Origin of the sequence: Pseudomonas sp. RIT357 (genome assembly GCF_000632245.1) — a bacterium.
Classification (GTDB): Bacteria; Pseudomonadota; Gammaproteobacteria; order Pseudomonadales; family Pseudomonadaceae; genus Aquipseudomonas; species Aquipseudomonas sivasensis.
On record NZ_JFYX01000034.1, the window covers coordinates 23,624 to 41,437 of the forward strand.

At 60.0% G+C, this 17,814-nt stretch carries 17 protein-coding genes; 8 read left to right on the top strand and 9 right to left on the bottom strand.

The window, feature by feature from the left end; all coding sequences use genetic code 11:
* Window positions 1–66: 66 nt before the first annotated feature.
* From BW43_RS09750 to BW43_RS09730, 5 genes are all read right to left on the bottom strand, one after another.
* Window positions 67–1,101 carry an AbrB family transcriptional regulator gene (locus tag BW43_RS09750; protein ID WP_032889255.1) on the bottom strand — a complete coding sequence of 345 codons (1,035 nt, stop codon included), beginning with the start codon at window positions 1,099–1,101 and terminating at the stop codon, window positions 67–69.
* A complete protein-coding gene (locus BW43_RS09745) occupies window positions 1,094–2,608 on the bottom strand; it encodes a tripartite tricarboxylate transporter permease (RefSeq protein WP_032888527.1) in 1,515 nt (504 codons plus the stop codon). Before BW43_RS09745 ends, BW43_RS09750 begins: the two co-directional genes overlap by 8 nt.
* Window position 2,609: 1 nt before the next feature.
* Window positions 2,610–3,068 (bottom strand): tripartite tricarboxylate transporter TctB family protein, encoded by a 459-nt coding sequence (locus BW43_RS09740; protein WP_032888529.1) that lies wholly within the window; start codon window positions 3,066–3,068, stop codon window positions 2,610–2,612.
* A 63-nt stretch (window positions 3,069–3,131) separates the two neighbouring features.
* On the bottom strand, window positions 3,132–4,121 hold the full coding sequence (locus tag BW43_RS09735; RefSeq protein WP_163033161.1) for a tripartite tricarboxylate transporter substrate binding protein: 990 nt from the start codon (window positions 4,119–4,121) through the stop codon (window positions 3,132–3,134).
* Window positions 4,122–4,162: 41 nt separating this feature from the next.
* A complete protein-coding gene (locus BW43_RS09730) occupies window positions 4,163–5,455 on the bottom strand; it encodes an OprD family porin (protein ID WP_032888532.1) in 1,293 nt (430 codons plus the stop codon).
* Window positions 5,456–5,690: 235 nt separating this feature from the next.
* Here BW43_RS09730 and BW43_RS09725 point away from each other — a divergent pair, with 235 nt between their 5' ends.
* Together BW43_RS09725 and BW43_RS09720 are read left to right on the top strand one after the other, a co-directional pair.
* Window positions 5,691–6,362 (top strand): response regulator, encoded by a 672-nt coding sequence (locus BW43_RS09725; protein WP_017736361.1) that lies wholly within the window; start codon window positions 5,691–5,693, stop codon window positions 6,360–6,362.
* Window positions 6,355–7,740: a sensor histidine kinase gene (locus tag BW43_RS09720; protein ID WP_032888534.1), complete on the top strand. Its 1,386-nt coding sequence runs from the start codon at window positions 6,355–6,357 to the stop codon at window positions 7,738–7,740. The genes BW43_RS09725 and BW43_RS09720 overlap by 8 nt, the downstream gene beginning before the upstream one ends.
* Here BW43_RS09720 and BW43_RS09715 read toward each other — a convergent pair whose 3' ends face one another.
* Window positions 7,741–8,562: an HDOD domain-containing protein gene (locus BW43_RS09715; RefSeq protein ID WP_032888536.1), complete on the bottom strand. Its 822-nt coding sequence runs from the start codon at window positions 8,560–8,562 to the stop codon at window positions 7,741–7,743. It lies immediately after the preceding gene.
* A gap of 36 nt (window positions 8,563–8,598) precedes the next feature.
* Window positions 8,599–9,540 carry a folate-binding protein YgfZ gene (locus BW43_RS09710; RefSeq protein WP_032888538.1) on the bottom strand — a complete coding sequence of 314 codons (942 nt, stop codon included), beginning with the start codon at window positions 9,538–9,540 and terminating at the stop codon, window positions 8,599–8,601.
* Between the two features lie 140 nt (window positions 9,541–9,680).
* On the opposite strand from BW43_RS09710, the gene BW43_RS09705 reads away from it, so the two are divergent.
* Both BW43_RS09705 and BW43_RS09700 read left to right on the top strand, forming a co-directional pair.
* Window positions 9,681–9,935, top strand: coding sequence for a succinate dehydrogenase assembly factor 2 (locus BW43_RS09705; protein WP_032888540.1), 255 nt, complete (start codon window positions 9,681–9,683; stop codon window positions 9,933–9,935).
* Window positions 9,919–10,365, top strand: coding sequence for a protein YgfX (locus tag BW43_RS09700; protein WP_032888542.1), 447 nt, complete (start codon window positions 9,919–9,921; stop codon window positions 10,363–10,365). Before BW43_RS09705 ends, BW43_RS09700 begins: the two co-directional genes overlap by 17 nt.
* Here BW43_RS09700 and nadB read toward each other — a convergent pair.
* Window positions 10,334–11,950 carry an L-aspartate oxidase gene (nadB, locus tag BW43_RS09695; protein ID WP_032888543.1) on the bottom strand — a complete coding sequence of 539 codons (1,617 nt, stop codon included), beginning with the start codon at window positions 11,948–11,950 and terminating at the stop codon, window positions 10,334–10,336. The genes BW43_RS09700 and nadB overlap by 32 nt on opposite strands.
* 462 nt (window positions 11,951–12,412) lie before the next feature.
* On the opposite strand from nadB, the gene rpoE reads away from it, so the two are divergent.
* From rpoE to BW43_RS09675, 4 genes are all read left to right on the top strand, one after another.
* A complete protein-coding gene (rpoE, locus tag BW43_RS09690; RefSeq protein WP_003172477.1) occupies window positions 12,413–12,994 on the top strand; it encodes an RNA polymerase sigma factor RpoE in 582 nt (193 codons plus the stop codon).
* Between the two features lie 32 nt (window positions 12,995–13,026).
* Window positions 13,027–13,608, top strand: coding sequence for a sigma-E factor negative regulatory protein (locus BW43_RS09685; RefSeq protein WP_032888545.1), 582 nt, complete (start codon window positions 13,027–13,029; stop codon window positions 13,606–13,608).
* Between the two features lie 16 nt (window positions 13,609–13,624).
* Window positions 13,625–14,587 (top strand): MucB/RseB C-terminal domain-containing protein, encoded by a 963-nt coding sequence (locus BW43_RS09680; protein WP_032888547.1) that lies wholly within the window; start codon window positions 13,625–13,627, stop codon window positions 14,585–14,587.
* 234 nt (window positions 14,588–14,821) lie between these two features.
* Window positions 14,822–16,261, top strand: a complete 1,440-nt coding sequence (locus tag BW43_RS09675; RefSeq protein ID WP_032888548.1) for a DegQ family serine endoprotease — start codon at window positions 14,822–14,824, stop codon at window positions 16,259–16,261.
* A 67-nt stretch (window positions 16,262–16,328) separates the two neighbouring features.
* Here the strand turns inward: BW43_RS09675 and BW43_RS09670 are convergent, their stop codons facing one another.
* Window positions 16,329–17,762, bottom strand: a complete 1,434-nt coding sequence (locus tag BW43_RS09670) for a M48 family metalloprotease (RefSeq protein ID WP_032888551.1) — start codon at window positions 17,760–17,762, stop codon at window positions 16,329–16,331.
* Window positions 17,763–17,814 lie beyond the last annotated feature (52 nt).

The following is a 17,814-nucleotide window of genomic DNA, read 5'->3' on the forward strand; positions in this document are numbered from 1 at the left end:
ATCCACCTCTTCCGAAGCCGCAGATGGTAGCAAAGTTTCATCTGGGTGCCAGGCAAAGGCGTCTATTTAGTGCATCGGCTGGCGGTTCCAATGCCGGAACAACGGCTCCGCCAAAAACAGCACAAACAACAATCGCATTACCTGCATCGCCGTCACCAGCGGCACCGACAGTTGCAGGGTTTCGGCCGTGAGGCTCATCTCGGCGATGCCGCCGGGCATCATGCCCAGGGTCAATGAGCGAAGGTCCAAGTGGGTGAGGGCACTCAAGCCCACCGCCGCCAGCGTCGCCAGCGCCATGGTCAACGCCGTGCCGATCAAGGTGCGAACCATGAACGACGGAGCGCGCCGGAAGAACTGACGGTTGAAGTGGCAGCCCAAGCCGCTGCCGATCAGCCATTGGCCAATCTGGCTGCCGCCGTCAGGTAACCCGATGTGCAGGTCCCACACCACGCTGGCGGTGGCACTCACCAACAAGGGGCCGAACAACCACGGGTTTGGCTGACGCAAACGCTGCCAGCCCCAGGCTACCAGCGCACCCAGAGGAAACAGCAACGCCAGCCACGCCCAACTCACCGGTGCCGGATGAAACTGCGGCGCGCCGCCCTCCAGCAAATACTTGAAAATCGCCGGCACACATAACACCACTACCAGCACCCGCAGGCTCTGGCCCGCTGCCACGCGGCTGAGCACCGCGCCATTGCGTGCGCCGAGGTTGACCATCTCACCGGAACCGCCCGGCATGCTGGAGAAAAACGCGGTGGCGCGGTCTTCACCGCTGCGGCGCATCAGCCACACGCCGACCACGCTCGACAGGCTGGTGACCAGCGCGCCGAAGAAGATCAGGCCGAAGTGGCTCATCACCTGTTCAATCACCAACGGGGTGAAGTGCAGGCCGATGCCGATGCCCACTACCCATTGACCGCATTTGCGCCCGCCGGGAATCTCCGCCAACTGCCATGGCGTGAGGCAACGCACGAGGATGATCGCCAGCAACGAACCGACCATATACGGCAAAGGCCAGCCGACCAGGCTGGCCAGGTAACCGCCGGCCAGACCGACCAGCGGCGTTCCCCACCATTGTTTAAAGGTGACCTCAGACATCGGCCACGGCACGACGCTGTTGGGCACGTTTACGCCAGATACGCAGCAACGGTACAAACAGCATGATGGCGGTCAGTACCCAGACGCCAAAGGTGATCGGGCTCGACCACAGGATTTCCAGCGCACCGTTGGAAATCGACAGCGCACGGCGCAGGTTCTGCTCCATCAGGCCGCCGAGGATAAAGCCCAGCAGTACCGGCGACAGCGGGAAATCCAGCTTGCGCAGGATGTAGCCGAAGATGCCGATACCCACCATCAGGAACAGATCGAAGGTGGTGGCGTGCACTGCGTACACACCGATCGCTGTGATGATGGCGATCACCGGCACCAGCGCCCAGTTCGGCACGGCGAGAATGCGCGTGAAGATGCGGATCATCGGGATGTTGAGGATCACCAGCATGATGTTGGCGATAAACAACGAGGCGATCAGGCCCCAGACGATGTCCGGTTGCTGTTGGAACAGCAGCGGGCCAGGGGTGATGTTGTACAGCGACAGAGCACCGATCATCACCGCCGTGGTGCCCGAACCCGGTACACCCAGTGTCAGCATCGGTACCAGGGCGCCACAGGCGGAAGCACCGATGGCCGTTTCCGGCGCGGCGAGGCCACGCATGTCGCCCTGGCCGAATTTGCCGCTGGCACCGGCCAGGCGTTTCTCGGTCATGTAGGCGACGGCCGAGGCCAATGTCGCACCTGCGCCGGGGAGTACACCCATGATGAAACCGAGCAGGCCGCAGCGGATGTTCACCACGAACACCGAACCCGCTTCTTTGAGGTTGAACATCATCCGGCCGGTGGCCTTCACCGCTTCCTGGCCACGGTGAGTTTTTTCCAGCAGCAGCAGGATTTCACTGATGGAAAACAGGCCCAGCACCAACACCACAAACTGGATGCCGTCGGTGAGGTGGATGTTGTCGCCGGTAAACCGGTACACGCCGCTGTTGGCGTCAATACCCACTGCCGAGAGGAAGAGGCCGATCAGCGCCGCAACAAACGTTTTCAGCGGTTTGTCACCGGCCATGCCGCCCAGGCAGACAATCGCAAACACCATCAGTACGAAATATTCCGCCGGACCGAAGGCAATTGCCCATTTGGCCAGCAGCGGCGCAAACAGCACCATGCCGCAGGTAGCGATAAACGCGCCGATGAACGAGCTCCATGCCGACAAGGACAACGCCACGCCAGCCAGGCCTTTACGGGCCATCGGGTAGCCGTCGAGGGTGGTCATCACGGTCGACGCTTCGCCCGGAATGTTCAGCAGGATTGAGCTGATACGGCCGCCGTATTCGCAACCCAGATACACGGCCGCCAGCAGGATCAACGCCGATTCCGGCGGCAGGCCCAGGGCGAATGCGATGGGGATCAACAGTGCTACGCCGTTGATCGGGCCCAGGCCCGGCAACAGGCCGACCACAGTGCCGATCAAGGTGCCGCAGAGGGCGGTCACCAGGTTGTAAGGGGACAGTGCAACGCCGAAGCCCTGGCCCAAATAGCCGAAAGTATCCATATCAGTTCTCCAGAACGTCGAGCAGGCCGAGGGGCAGCGGAACATCCATGGCTTTATCGAACAGCAGATAAAGACCAATGGCCATCAGGCTGACGATCACCACGCTGGGCACCCAGCGGCCGCCGTACAGACGCGCCATGGGAATGCCGATCAGCATGCTGCTGAGAATGAAGCCGAGGGGTTCGAAGGTGGCGGCAAACACGATCAACAGGGCTACGCAGATGCAGATCTTGATCAGGGTCTGGCGGTCCAGCGCCGGTTCTTCCTCGGTGTGCTTGGTAGGTTGCGGGCGAAACAGCATGTAGATCAGTGCCAGGCTCATCAGCCCTAGCATCAGCAGCGGGTAGGCACGAGGCCCCACCGGCTCGTAGGAAAATGCCGCCTGATACGGCCAAGCCATCAATGCAAGGCCGGCACAGGCCAGCAACAGCACAGCGGCAAAAATGCGTTGTAAGAGCATGTAGAACTCCTGGGCCGCGCCCCTTGTGAAAGAGGGCGTGGCCGCACTTGGAAGGCGGGGCGATTACTGGATCAGGCCGAACTCTTTGGCCAGTACTTTGTAGTCAGCCACCTGTTTCTTCACGTAGGTGTCCAGCTCCGGGCCGGTCATGGCGAACGGGAACAGCTCACGCTGGTCACGCAGCTTGGCGAACTCGTCCGAGGCCAGCAGTTTGTCGAACGCCTCTTTCCACCAGGCATAGTCGGCATCGCTGACTTTTGGCCCCAGGTAGAAACCGCGCACCACTGGCCAGACGATGTCGTAGCCTTGCTCCTTGGCGGTCGGAATGTCCTTCATTTCTGGCTCGTCCAGCCGCTTCTCGGAGAACACCGCCAGCAGGCGCATATCGCCACTCAGGATGTGCGGCATGGAGTCGGAGATGTCGGTACTGCCCACTTGGATGTGACCGCCGAGCAGGGCAGTAGCGATTTCGCCTCCACCTTCGAGGGCGACATAACGCAGCTCGCGCGGGTTGATCCCGGCGGCTTTAGCGATCAGTGCCGTTTGCATCCAGTCCTGGCTGCCGACGGTGCCGCCGGAACCGATCACCACACTGCCCGGATCTTTCTTCAAGGCTTTGACGAGATCGTCGAGGGTCTTGTAGGGCGAATCACTTTTCACTGCGATGGCGCCGTAGCTGGTGCCAACTGCCGCCAACCAACGCACGGCGCTTTCATCAAAACGACCGAACTTGCCTTGCGCCAGGTTCAACAGCGAACCGCTGGACCAGGCCACCAATGTGCCGGCATCTGCAGGGCGCTGGGCGACCACCGCGTTGTACGCCACCGCGCCCACGCCGCCCGGCATGTAAGTCACGCGCATCGGCTTGCTGAGCAACTTCTCGTTGACCAACGCGCTTTGCGCCAGTTTGCAGGTCAGGTCAAAACCACCGCCGGGGGAGGCCGGGGCGATGCATTCCGGACGCTTGGGTTCATCGGCAGCCAGCAGTTGGCCGGCGAACAGCATGCAGCCGGCGGCGAGGGCAAATTTACGCAGTGAAAGGGTCATGGTTATCTCCGTCTTTATTGTTGTGAGGTTCTACTTCCAGAGCACACTTACCAAAGGGCAACGCTGTAGCTGACCAGCACGCGCATTTCATCCGCGTCACGGGCTGAATAGTTGGAACGGTACGTGGCGTTACGCAGGCGTACAGCGACGTCTTTGAACGTGCCGGTTTGCACCACGTACTTGATTTCGGTGTTGCGTTCCCACTCTTTACCGGTCTCGCCGTTCTTGAGTTTGATGTTGTCACCCGACAGGTAACGGCTCATGAAACTCAGGCCGGGAATGCCCAGCTTGGCGAAGTCGTAGTCGTAGCGCGCCTGCCAGGAGTGCTCGTCGGCGCCGGCAAAGTCGTTGATCTGAACGAAGTTGACCAGGTACGGGTCACTGCCATCCACATACGGGAAGGCGCTGTCGCCGGACATGTGCTGGTAGCCGGCGCTGAGCTTATGGCCATTGAGGGCATAGCTGAACAGGCCGTTGAGGGAGGTGTTGTCGATCTTGCCGCCACGGGCAGCACCGGTGTCATCACTGATAGCCAGGCGCAGGTCGGTGGCGAAGGTGCCGGGGCCCATCGGGCGTGCGGCCACCAGGCCGAGGAAGTGCTGGCGGTAAACGTCGTCGAGCTGGGCGAAGTGGTAGCTACCGGTGATCTTGTCGGCGAACTTATAGTCCACGCCACCGAAGTTGAAATGCTTGCCGGTGGCTCCGCTGAGGAAGCGGCTGTTCTTGTTGTTGAGGGCGATGTCCTCGTAATTGCTGTCGTCGCGGTCCTTGGCCTTGTCCAGGCGACCGCCGGTGAACGTCAGGTTCTTGAACTCCTTGGAAGTCAGCAGGCCGCCGTTGAACGTCTGCGGCAGGATGCGGCCGTCGTTGGGCTTGAGGATCGGCAGTTCAGGCATCAGCGAGCCGATCTTCAGCTCGGTGGCGGAGATCTTCACCTTGCCGGTCAAACCCAGCTTGGAGTACTCATCGGCGGCGCGACCATCGTCATGGGTCGGTAGCAGGCCGGTACCGGTGCGGTCGGGGCTGGAGTCGAGTTTGACTCCGAGCATGCCCAGCGCGTCGACGCCAAAACCGACGGTGCCGTCGGTGTAGCCCGATTGCAGGTTGAGCATGAAGCCCTGGGCCCATTCGTCGCGCTTGGATTGCTGTGCGCTGGTGCCGTCGCGAAAGTCTCGGTTGAAGTACATGTTGCGGGTTTCCAGGGTCGCGCTGCTGTCTTCAAAGAAGGCAGCCTGGGCAAGCGGCGAAAAGCCGGCAAGGGCTGCGGCACTGGCAAGGGCGGTGTGGGTCAGGCGGGAAAAACGAACAGGCGGGCAAGCCTGGGGCTGGGTCGACAGCATCGTGTTGCACTCCGTTATTGTTCTTATTTTGGCGAAAACGCATCGAGGCGTTTTTCGGGCGCGACTCATCTGGTCGCTCGGCGGGCATGACCCACCTTGGCTGGATGCTAAAGGGCGAAGCTTTCACTAACCTTTCAGCTGCCTTTCAATGTTTTCGGGCTTCACAGGGCAGGCGGCGCCTGTAAACTGCCCGCCAAGGCGTGGCATCGACCACCCATGAACGAGGTAGAAATCCATGCGTGTCCTCTTGGTTGAAGACCATCTGCAACTCGCCGAAAGTGTCGCCCAGGCGCTCAAGAGCACGGGTTTGACCGTCGACGTACTGCACGATGGCGTGGCCGCGGACTTGGCCTTGAGCAGCGAGGAATACGCGGCGGCGATCCTTGATGTGGGGTTGCCGCGCATGGATGGTTTCGAGGTGCTGGCGCGTCTACGCGCTCGCGGAAAAAATCTGCCAGTGCTGATGCTCACCGCACGCAGTGATGTGAAAGACCGCGTGCATGGCCTGAACCTGGGCGCCGATGATTACCTCGCCAAACCGTTCGAACTGACGGAGCTGGAAGCCCGGGTCAAGGCGCTGCTGCGCCGCAGCGTGCTGGGCGGCGAGCGCCAGCAGACCTGCGGCGTGTTGGTGTACGACCTCGATACTCGGCGCTTCACCGTGGGCGGCGAGCTGATGACCTTGACCTCTCGCGAGCAAGCCGTGCTCGAAGCCTTGATCGCGCGGCCGGGCCGGGTAATGAGCAAGGAGCAACTCGCGTCCCAGGTGTTCGGCCTGGACGAAGAGGCCAGCCCGGATGCCATCGAAATCTACGTGCACCGGTTGCGCAAGAAACTCGATGGCCAGCCCATCGCCATCGTGACCTTCCGCGGCCTTGGCTATCTGCTGGAAGCCCGCGATGCATAAGCCCAGCAGCCTGCGCTGGCGCCTGCTGTGGAACTTGGCGCTGTTGCTGGTGCTGTTGATGCTCGCCAGTGGCATGAGTGCCTACTGGAACGGTCGCGAAGCGGCCGACACCGCCTATGACCGCACTTTGCTTGCCTCGGCACGGACCATAGCGGCCGGCCTGACCCAAGTGGACGGCACCCTCAGCGCCAACGTGCCCTATGTCGCCCTGGACACCTTTGCCTACGACAGCGCCGGGCGTATCTACTACCAAGTCAATGACATCGACCAGAAGCTGATCTCCGGTTACGAGAACCTGCCCGGCCCGCCGCCGGGCACGCCTCGCACCGATGACTATCCGGCGCTGGCGCGGTTTTACAACGCCACGTACCAAGGCCAGCAGGTGCGTGTGGTCAGCCTGCTCAAGGCCGTCTCCGAGCCGAATATGAACGGCATGGCGGAAATCCGCGTGGCCGAAACCGATGAAGCGCGCGTGAGCATGGCCCGCAGCCTGATGGCCGATACCTTGCTGCGCTTGGGCATGCTTGCGATCGGCGCGTTGTTATTGGTGTGGTTCGCCGTAAGCGCAGCGCTGCGCCCGCTGGAGCGCTTGCGCACGGCAGTGGAAGAACGCCAGCCCGACGACTTGCGGCCCTTGCCGTTAGTGGAAGTGCAGCATGAGTTCGGCCCGCTGGTGCGTTCCCTCAACCACTTCACTGAGCGCCTGCGCGGGCAGTTCGAACGCCAGGCGCAGTTTATTGCCGACGCGTCCCACGAACTGCGTACACCGTTGGCGGCACTCAAGGCGCGGCTGGAACTGGGTCTGCGCGCGGAAGATCCGGCGACCTGGCGCAGCACCCTGGAAACCGCCGCCCAGGGCACCGACCGCCTGACCCATCTGGCCAATCAATTGCTGTCCCTGGCACGCATTGAAAATGGCGCGCGGGCGATTGCCGAAGGGGGGGCGCAGTTGCTGGATCTGAGCCAGCTGGCCCGTGAACTGGGCATGGCCATGGCGCCCCTGGCCCATGCGCGTGGCGTGGCATTGGCGCTTGAGGCCGACGAGCCGGTGTGGTTGCGCGGTGAGCCGACGCTGCTGAACGAGTTGCTGAGCAACCTGGTGGACAACGCCCTGGCCCACACGCCACCGGGTGGCAACGTGATTTTGCGGGTGTCGGCGCCTGCGGTACTGGAGGTGGAAGATGACGGCCCAGGTATTCCGCTGGATGAACGCGACCGGGTGTTCGAGCGCTTCTACCGCCGCAGCCAGCAAGGCATGGGCTCAGGCCTGGGGCTGGCGATTGTCGGCGAAATCTGCCGCGCCCATCTGGCGCAGATCAGCCTGCACGATGGTGCGCAGGCGGGGTTGAAGGTGCGGGTAAGTTTTATCGCCGGTTGATCAGTCGAACATCAAGCGGGCTTCATCCAGCTCTGCGCGCAGTTTTTCACTGTAGGGGTCGACCCGCAGTTTCTTCATCGCCGGCACGTTGGAGACTTCCACCTTTGCCAAGGGGTGATCGGTGCCGTGATGGCAATACAGCACGGCGATCTGCACCAGGTCGATGTAGTCGAGGCTGGCGGAGTCGCGTTCCAGGTTCAGGTACTGGCCTGGCAGTTTCGCCAGCATTTCCGGGAAGTCCCAGCCACCGAGCAACTTGTCGCCCAATACCGGGTGGATGCTGTCGATGACATGGTTGAGGCTGACCGGGTCCGACAGCAGTTCGTAGTGGTCTTCGGCGTAGGTCAGGATCGGCAGCACGCCGATCTGGTGCACCAGGCCGCCCAACGCTGCCTGGTCCGGCTTGAGCTGACTGTGGCTGCGGCACAACGCATAGCTCACGCCCGCTACTTCCAGGCTGCGGCGCCACACATCGCGCATTTTCTGTTCTACCGTTTCGGAGCGGGCGTGGAAGATCTGTTCCATCACCAGGCCGATGGCCAGGTTGCTGCTGTAGTTGGTACCCAGCCGGGTGATGGCGGTGTGCAGGTCGGTGACTTCCTGAGTGGCGCGTAACAACGGGCTGTTGACCACTTTGATCAGGCGCGCCGACAGCGCGGTGTCGCGACCGATAACTTTGCTCAAGTGGCTGATGCTGATTTCCGGGTCTTCAGCGGCCTGACGGATGTTCAGGGCCACTTCCGGCAATGTCGGCAGAACCAGGTCATCGTTGTTGATGGCCTTAACCAACGCCTGTTGGACTTTTTCCGCCAGTTTGTTCATTCATGATCTCTAGGGTGCTGCAAAAAGGTACGGCGACTAACGCTGGATTTCTCGATCGCGGTCGAGGGTATAAGGCAGCTCAAGCAGCTGTAAACCTGGGCCTTCCAGTGTGCCTAAGTGCACATCGCCACTATCGGCTGCTTCGGCTTGCAATACGGCCAGAAGTTCAATCGCTTGGTCAGCTTTTGCGGCAATCACCACTTCGCCGATCGAGCTGTTGTGGCTGGCGGAAAACAGTGGGGTGCCTGGCTCGGGCATGTCAGCCGCGTTGAGGCTCAGGCGGTACAAGCGGCGCTTGAGTTTGCCCAGGTACTGCATGCGCGCGACGATTTCCTGGCCGGTGTAGCAACCTTTCTTGAAACTCACGCCGCCCACCGCTTGCAGGTTGAGCATTTGCGGGATGAAGACTTCGCGGGTTTGCGGCATGACCTGGCCGATGCCAGCGCGGATCTGGCCCAGCAGCCATTCATTCAAGTCTGCTTCTTTTACGTGAGCGGCCAGTTGGCTGCGCACAGTGTCGGCTTGCTCGGCAGGCACCCAGAGTTCGGCGCGGCTTGGGGATACGCGGATGGCGATCAGTAAGTCGGCACGCGCTACGCTGTCAGTCTCGGCTGGAAGTTCAAGACCCAGGCTGGCGAGTGCATGGTCAGCGTTCGATAGGCCGAAACGCACCCAGGCGGCGCTTTCGTCGGTGAGCTTGGACTTGGAGAACACCGCGTATTTCTTCAGGTCGGCCAGTTGCGGTTCCAGCAAATCGGTGGCCATCGCCATCAATACTCCGTCACCTTGCAAGAGGATACGGAAGCTCGATTGCATGCGGCCTTTTTGCGTGCAGCGCGCGCCGAGGCTAGCCTGAGTATCACTCAGGTAATTGAGGTTGCAGGTGAGCTGGCCCTGCAGGAACTTGGCAGCGTCGGAGCCGCGGACGGCCAGAACGCCTTCGTGGGACAGCGGGCAGAAAAAAGCGGAGTCAGCCATGGGTCATCGCAGGTCAAAAAGTCATGGGTGCATCATAGAGGGGCGCCCGGCAAATGGATAGTTTCCATATGGTGCGACCAAAGCCGGCTGTTCCGGGGCCGTGGTGCCTGTATACTTGCGCGCTATTTGAGGAGCGCTCCATGGTCGAAGAAGTAGAAATCAATCGCCTCTACTGGCACAGTCGTCGTGGCATGCTGGAGCTGGATGTGTTGTTGGTGCCTTTCACCAAAGAGGTGTACGCCACGCTCAATAAAGTAGATCGCGACCTCTATGTCCGTCTGCTCGAATGCGAAGACCAGGACATGTTCGGCTGGTTCATGGAACGCGCCGAATCGGAAGATCCTGAGCTGCAGCGTATGGTTCGGATCATTCTGGACCGTGTTCAGCCCAAGTAATCGTTTTGAATGCCGCTGGCAGGCCTCACGGCTAATGCTGGCGGCGTATGTGCTTGCCCAGCTATTCGCGCTGGGTGCGTTGTTGGTCCTCGATTCCCCCTTTGCTTTCCTTGGCGTGCTGTTATGCCTGGCCCATGCGGCCTGGGTGCTGCCGCGTCATGTCCTGTTGACCCACCGTTCGTCGATTGTTGGCCTGCGTCGCGATGAGGATGGCTGGCAGTTGTTCAGTCATGAGCGCGGTTGGCACAGCGTGCAGTTGCGCCCCGACAGCCTGGCGTTGCCGCTGATTGTCGTATTGCGCTATCGGGTTCAGGGCGAGTGGCGGGTGCGTTCCGTCTGTGTCCCACGGGATTCGCAGGTCGCCGATGTGCATCGGCGCCTGCGGGTACGCCTGAAGTTCAGCCGCCGAAGGTGGTTGGCACCAGAATAGTGTCTCGGGCTTCTGGCAGCATCTGCGGATAGTCGAGGGTGTAATGCAGGCCTCGGCTTTCCTTGCGTTCCATGGCCGAGCGGATCATCAGTTCCGCGACCTGGGCCAGGTTGCGCAATTCGATCAGGTCACGACTGACTTTATAGTTGCTGTAGAACTCGTCGATCTCATCCAGCAGCAAACGCACGCGGTGCTGAGCCCGTTGGAGGCGCTTGTTGGTGCGCACGATCCCCACGTAGTCCCACATGAACCGCCGCAGCTCGTCCCAGTTGTGCGCGATGATCACGTCTTCGTCCGAATCTGTGACCTGGCTGGCATCCCAGCGGGGCAGGGCGGTCGGCACCGGGATGTGCGGCAGTTGGTCGAGAATGTCTGCCGCCGCCGAGCGCGCGTAGACAAAGCATTCGAGCAACGAATTGCTGGCCATGCGGTTGGCGCCGTGCAGGCCGGTGAAGCTGGTTTCGCCAATCGCGTACAGGCCGGGCACGTCGGTGCGGCCGTGCTGGTCGACCATCACGCCACCGCAGGTGTAGTGCGCGGCGGGCACGACGGGGATCGGGCCTTTGGTGATGTCGATATTGAACGCCAGACAGCGCTCATAGACCGTGGGGAAGTGGGTCTTAATGAAGTCTTCGGGTTTGTGGCTGATGTCCAGGTACACGCAGTCGACACCCAGGCGCTTCATTTCATGGTCGATGGCGCGGGCGACGATATCGCGCGGGGCCAGTTCGGCGCGCGGGTCGAAACGCTGCATGAAGCGTTCGCCATTCGGCAGTTTCAGGTGTGCACCTTCACCACGCAGCGCCTCGGTGATCAGGAAGCTCTTGGCTTGCGGGTGATAAAGGCAGGTGGGGTGGAATTGGTTGAATTCCAGGTTCGCCACCCGGCAGCCCGAACGCCAGGCCATGGCAATACCGTCGCCGCAAGCGCCGTCGGGGTTGCTGGTGTAGAGGTAGACCTTGGCCGCACCACCTGACGCGAGAATGGTGAAACGTGCGCCATAGGTGTCGACTTCGCCGCTGGAACGGTTGAGCACGTAGGCGCCGAGGCAGCGCTCGCCGTCCAGGCCCAGGCGTTTTTCGGTGATCAGGTCAACGGCGACGCGCTGCTCCAGCAACTCGATGTTGGGACGCTGGCGGGCTTGGTCGAGTAAGGTCTTGAAGATCGCGGCGCCGGTGGCGTCGGCGGCGTGGATGATGCGGCGGTGGCTGTGGCCGCCTTCGCGCGTGAGGTGGAATTCGAAGCCGCCGTCGTCACTGCTCGCGTGTTCGTCGCGGGTGAACGGCACGCCTTGATCGATCAACCATTGGATCGCCTCGCGGCTATGCTCGACGGTGAATCGCACCGCATCTTCGTTGCACAGGCCACCGCCAGCGTTGAGGGTGTCTTCGACGTGGGATTGCACCGTGTCGGTATCATCCAGCACGGCGGCCACACCACCCTGGGCCCAGAATGTGGAGCCGTTGGCCAAGTCGCCTTTGCTCAGGACCGCAATGCGCAGATGGCTGGGAAGGGTCAGCGCTAGGCTCAATCCTGCCGCGCCGCTGCCGATCACCAGGACATCGTGTTGAAACTGTTGGCTCATTTGAAGGATTCCGCAAAAAGCGATCCAAAGGTCAGGCGCAGACAGGAGGCCTGGATCGGCGAATCAAAGGGTCACACGGGCCACTAGTATATAGAGGGGGGGAGCGGCACAATAGCCGGGCATTCGTGGCAATGTGAGATTACGGTGCGCAGCTCGGGTAAAATCAGCCGGTTGTTGAAGCGGGAACTTTTTGCATAAGCCCCGACTCAATAGCAGGTTGCCCGAAAGCTGGGAAACGTTGAGTTTATTGGCCCGTCGGGAGCATTGGACGCGTCAGAAAACCGGCGACAAGATTATTCGCGCAGCCGGCGTTGCCCGCGCTGCGTTTTTCGTGTGTGCCAAATCAGTGCATGCCGGAAACTTGCTTGAAGGGGGAGAACTTTTGCGAAAAGTCCGAGTCTATGTTTGCAAGCCTGATCGTTTAGTTATGCAAGCCTCCTTCAAGTACAACGAGGAGTGTTCATGCTAACCCAGGAAGAGGATCAGCAGCTCGTCGAGCGCGTTCAGCGCGGCGACAAGCGAGCATTTGATCTGCTAGTGCTGAAATACCAGCACAAAATTCTCGGGTTGATCGTGCGGTTTGTGCACGACACCCATGAAGCGCAGGACGTTGCACAAGAGGCCTTTATCAAGGCTTATCGTGCACTGGGCAATTTCCGCGGTGATAGTGCGTTTTACACGTGGCTGTACCGCATCGCCATCAACACGGCGAAGAACTATCTGGTGTCTCGCGGACGCCGCCCACCAGATAGCGATGTAAGTTCAGAAGATGCAGAATTTTACGATGGTGATCACGGCCTCAAAGATCTCGAGTCGCCGGAGCGTGCATTGCTGCGCGACGAGATCGAAGGCACCGTACATCGCACAATTCAGCAACTGCCAGAAGATTTGCGTACGGCGTTAACTTTACGTGAATTCGATGGTCTGAGTTACGAAGACATTGCGAGCGTCATGCAGTGTCCGGTGGGGACTGTGAGGTCACGGATTTTCCGGGCCCGGGAAGCCATCGATAAAGCCTTGCAACCTTTGTTGCAGGAAAACTAAAGACAGCGGCGACAGCCAAGAGAGGAACCGCCATGAGTCGTGATGCCCTGCAGGAATCGCTGTCCGCAGTGATGGATAACGAAGCGGATGAACTGGAACTTCGTCGAGTGCTCAACGCATTTGATGATGCCGAAACCCGTGACACCTGGTCTCGTTACCAAGTCGCTCGGGCGGTGATGCATAAGGATCTTCTAATCCCTCGTCTGGATATTGCTGCGGCTGTTTCTGCTGCGCTGGCCGATGAAGCCGTTCCGGCAAAAGCTGCTCGTGGTCCTTGGCGTAGCCTGGGTCGCCTGGCAGTCGCTGCCTCGGTGACAGTTGCAGTGCTTGCTGGTGTTCGCCTGTACAACCAAGACGAAATTGCTGGTGCCGAACTGGCCCAACAGACTCAGCAGCCGGTCATGGCCGGTCCGCAAGTCAAAGGTCCAGCTGTACTGGCCGGCTACAAGGAAAGCTCTGACACCACTGGCCCTATGGCCAACGGTGTACTTCAAGGGCAATCGCAGGACCAGCGTCTTCCAGGCTACTTGCGCCAACACGCACAGGAATCAGCCTTGAAAGGCACTGAAAGCGCTCTGCCATACGCTCGCGCTGCAAGCCTGGAAAATCGCTAAACCGCTAAGGGGCATTATGCGCGCCATACCGCTCCTTACGCTGTTTCTCAGTGGTTGGTTTGCACTACCCGCCCATGCCGATGAAGCCCAAGACTGGCTGACTCGACTTGGGCGTGCAGAGCAGCAGCAAAGCTTTGAAGGTACGTTCGTCTATGAACGTAACGGCAGTTTTTCCACCCACGACATCTGGCATCGTGTCCAGAATGGTCAGGTACGCGAGCGGCTCTTGCAGCTCGATGGTTCTGCCCAGGAAGTTGTGCGAGTGGATGGCCGCACCCAATGTGTCAGCGGCACGCTGGTTGCTGGCATTGGCAATTCGCGTGATGCACCCTCACGAGCGCTTGACCCGCAAAAACTCAATCAATTTTACGAATTGGCCATCATCGGCAAGTCCCGCGTGGCCGGCCGTAATGCAGTCATCGTTTCGATCACGCCACGTGATCAATACCGTTATGGCTTTGAGCTGCATCTGGATCGTGAAACCGCATTGCCGCTCAAGTCCCTGTTGCTGAACGATCAAGGGCAGTTACTGGAGCGCTTTCAATTCACACGCTTGAATACTTCTACCTCGCCCACCGATCGTGATTTGCAGCCCAGCAGTGAATGCACGTCTATCGCGATCTCAGATACTAAGGCGTCGGAAGTAGAGCCCACTCAGGCTTGGCATTTGGAATGGTTGCCGCCGGGTTTTCAACTGACCAATAGCAGTGCCCGTAAAGATGCTCAGACCAAAGCCACTGTCGACAGCTTGATGTATGAAGACGGGCTGGCACGTTTTTCGGTATTTCTTGAGCCGATCAGCGCTGTGAGCGTGACTGAAACCCGCACTCAATTGGGCCCCACGGTTGCTGTGTCCCGCCGGCTGAATACGGTGGACGGCGAAATGATGGTGACGGTAGTTGGTGAAATTCCTATAGGCACCGCCGAGCGTATCGCGCTGTCGGTGCGCGGTGAAAAAAAGGCCACCATCCAGCCGTGAGTTGTTAATCCTATGTTCATCCTGCTCTTCCACTGTACGTCCATGTCAGGCTGGCTGCCGAGAGCATGAAATGTCTGGATCAGCATTTTCACTTGCAAAAATCTCCCATGTTTTTTATAGGTCAGGGCTTGTCGGCTCTGGCCTTGTTTTGTTCGCGGAACAAAAATGTCGGTCGCAGTTTTCGGCGTTTCTTGAACCCTGTCGCTCAACCCTGCTCGTCGTAACGGGAGCTGTATGTCGATACCACGTTTGAAATCCTACCTATCCATAGTCGCCACGGTACTGGTGCTTGGCCAGGCCTTGCCTGCACAAGCGGCCGAGTTGCCTGATTTCACCCAATTGGTTGAGCAAGCCTCGCCGGCCGTGGTGAACATCAGCACCACGCAGAAACTGCCAGATCGCAAAGTGTCGAACCAGCAGATGCCTGACTTGGAAGGCCTGCCGCCAATGCTGCGCGAGTTCTTCGAGCGCGGCATGCCACAACCGCGCACGCCTCGTGGCGGTGGTGGTGGCCAGCGTGAAGCGCAGTCCCTGGGCTCGGGCTTCATCATTTCCCCTGATGGCTACATCCTTACCAACAACCATGTGATCGCTGACGCTGACGAGATTCTCGTGCGCCTGGCCGACCGCAGCGAGCTGAAAGCCAAGCTGGTGGGCACCGATCCACGTTCCGACGTTGCGCTGCTGAAAATCGACGGTAAGGACCTTCCCGTTTTGAAACTGGGCAAATCCCAGGACCTCAAGGCCGGGCAGTGGGTAGTCGCCATCGGCTCGCCGTTCGGTTTTGACCACACTGTGACTCAGGGTATCGTCAGCGCCATTGGTCGCAGCCTGCCGAATGAGAACTACGTGCCATTCATCCAGACCGACGTGCCGATCAACCCAGGTAACTCCGGTGGCCCGCTGTTCAACCTGGCCGGTGAAGTAGTGGGTATCAATTCGCAGATCTACACCCGCTCCGGTGGTTTCATGGGCGTGTCGTTTGCTATTCCGATCGACGTGGCCATGGATGTTTCCAACCAATTGAAAAGCGGTGGCAAGGTTAGCCGTGGCTGGTTGGGCGTAGTGATCCAGGAAGTGAACAAAGACCTCGCTGAGTCCTTCGGTCTCGACAAGCCTGCTGGTGCTCTGGTTGCACAGATCCAGGACGACGGCCCTGCTGCTAAAGGCGGCCTGCAAGTCGGCGACGTGATCCTGACCATGAATGGCCAACCGATTGTCATGTCGGCCGACCTGCCACACCTGGTCGGTGCACTCAAGGCGGGCAGCAAGGCCAAGCTGGAAGTAATTCGTGACGGCAAGCGCCAGAACGTTGAACTGACGGTAGGCGCTATTCCTGAAGAAGGTGCGACTCTGGACGCCCTCGGCAATAACAAATCGGGTGCTGAGCGAAGCAGCAACCGTCTGGGCATTGCAGTCGTTGAGCTGACCGAAGAGCAGAAGAAAAGCTTCGACCTCAAGGGCGGCGTAGTGATCAAGGAAGTGCAGGATGGCCCAGCAGCGTTGATCGGCCTGCAGCCGGGGGACGTGATCACCCATCTGAACAATCAGGCGATTGACTCCACCAAGCAGTTCACTGATATCGCCAAGGCGTTGCCGAAGAATCGCTCGGTGTCGATGCGCGTGCTGCGTCAGGGGCGCGCCAGCTTCATTACCTTCAAGCTGGCCGAGTAATCCGCTAAGCCAATAAAAAGCCCCGCCGTCGGTCAACGATGGCGGGGCTTTTTTGTGGGTGATGGGTTTAGCTCATCATCCCTTTTACCAGGCGTTCCTGTTCGATCAGCTCACGCTGGCGTGCGTCGATACGTGACGACAATGGAAAGTTACTGCCGGCGCGGCGTTTGGCGAAGTCCAGTTGCTGTATCGCCTGCTGGAAGTCGCCCACCAGAGCAAAGTATTCAGCGCGCGCCTGGTGCAGGCCGATGATGTTGCCGGATAACCCGCGTGTCTCGGCGACTTGATACCACACGTCCGGATCGTCCGGACGAGACTTGAGCAGGCCATCCAGGGCCTTTTCCGCATCCGCGGTACGATTTTGTTTAAGCAGCAGGTCGACTCGGATCTGATTCAGCGGATAGTTGCCGGGGTATTGGGTCAGCATCCGATCCGTGCGTTGCTGGGCGTCGGCTAGACGGCTGTTGTCTATGTCCAGCTGGATTTGCGCCAGGTTATAAGTGATGTCATTGGGCGCTTTGGCCAGCAGCGTTTGCAGGCTATCTCTCGCTTGCTTGAATTGTGAGGCCTTGATTTGGGCGATGGCCAGGCCATAACGCGCCACATCGTTTTTCGGATTCTCGTCCAGTTGCGCCTGGAAGCGTTTGGCGGCGAGTCCTGAGGTGTCCTCATATTGCAGCTGCACCCGTGCGCGAATCAGTTGATAGCGCAGGCTGTCTTCCTTTCCGCCGGGCTTGGATTGCTCGGCTCGGTTTCGGGTGTCGGCGATCCGCGATTCAGTGACCGGGTGCGTCAACAGGAATTCTGGTGGCTTGGCGTCGAAGCGGTATTGACGCCCCAATCGCTCGAACATGGTCGGCATGGAGCGCGGGTCGTAGCCGGCTTTCTCCAGATTGACGATACCGATACGGTCAGCCTCTTGTTCATTCTGCCGAGAGAACCGCCGTTGTTCCTGGATCGCCGCCGCCTGGGTGCCGGCGATCGCAGCAATGCCCGCATCACCTGCGCCGGCGGCTGCCGCGATGATGCCACCGAGGAGAGCAGCCATCATCGGGATCTGCATGCGCTGCTGCGCTTCAACGCCACGGGCGAAGTGACGCTGTGACAAGTGAGCCAATTCGTGCGCCAGCACCGAGGCGTATTCTCCTTCGGTCTGGGCGTTGAGGAACAGGCCGCCGTTCACGCCGACAATACCGCCTGGCGCGGCAAACGCGTTGAGTTGCGGGCTGTTGATCAGGATGAACTCCAGGCGTCGGTCGTTCACCTGGCTGGTTTCTACCAGCTTATACACGCTGGTTTCGACGTAATCTTTGAGTTGCGGGTCGTTCAGTTGGGAAACCTGTCCGCGCAGGTAGGCCAGCCAGGCACGGCCCAGTTGGAATTCCTGTTGTGGCGAGACAATGGCAGAACTGGCGTCGCCAAGCGACGGCAGGTCGTCAGCGAAGCCTGGAGAGGCCAGCAGGCAAGCCAGCGTCAGCAGGGTGGGGCGCAAAAAAGTCATGCACATAGCCTTTCGACAAAGAGCTTACTGTAGCCGGACACTGAGCTTCGGA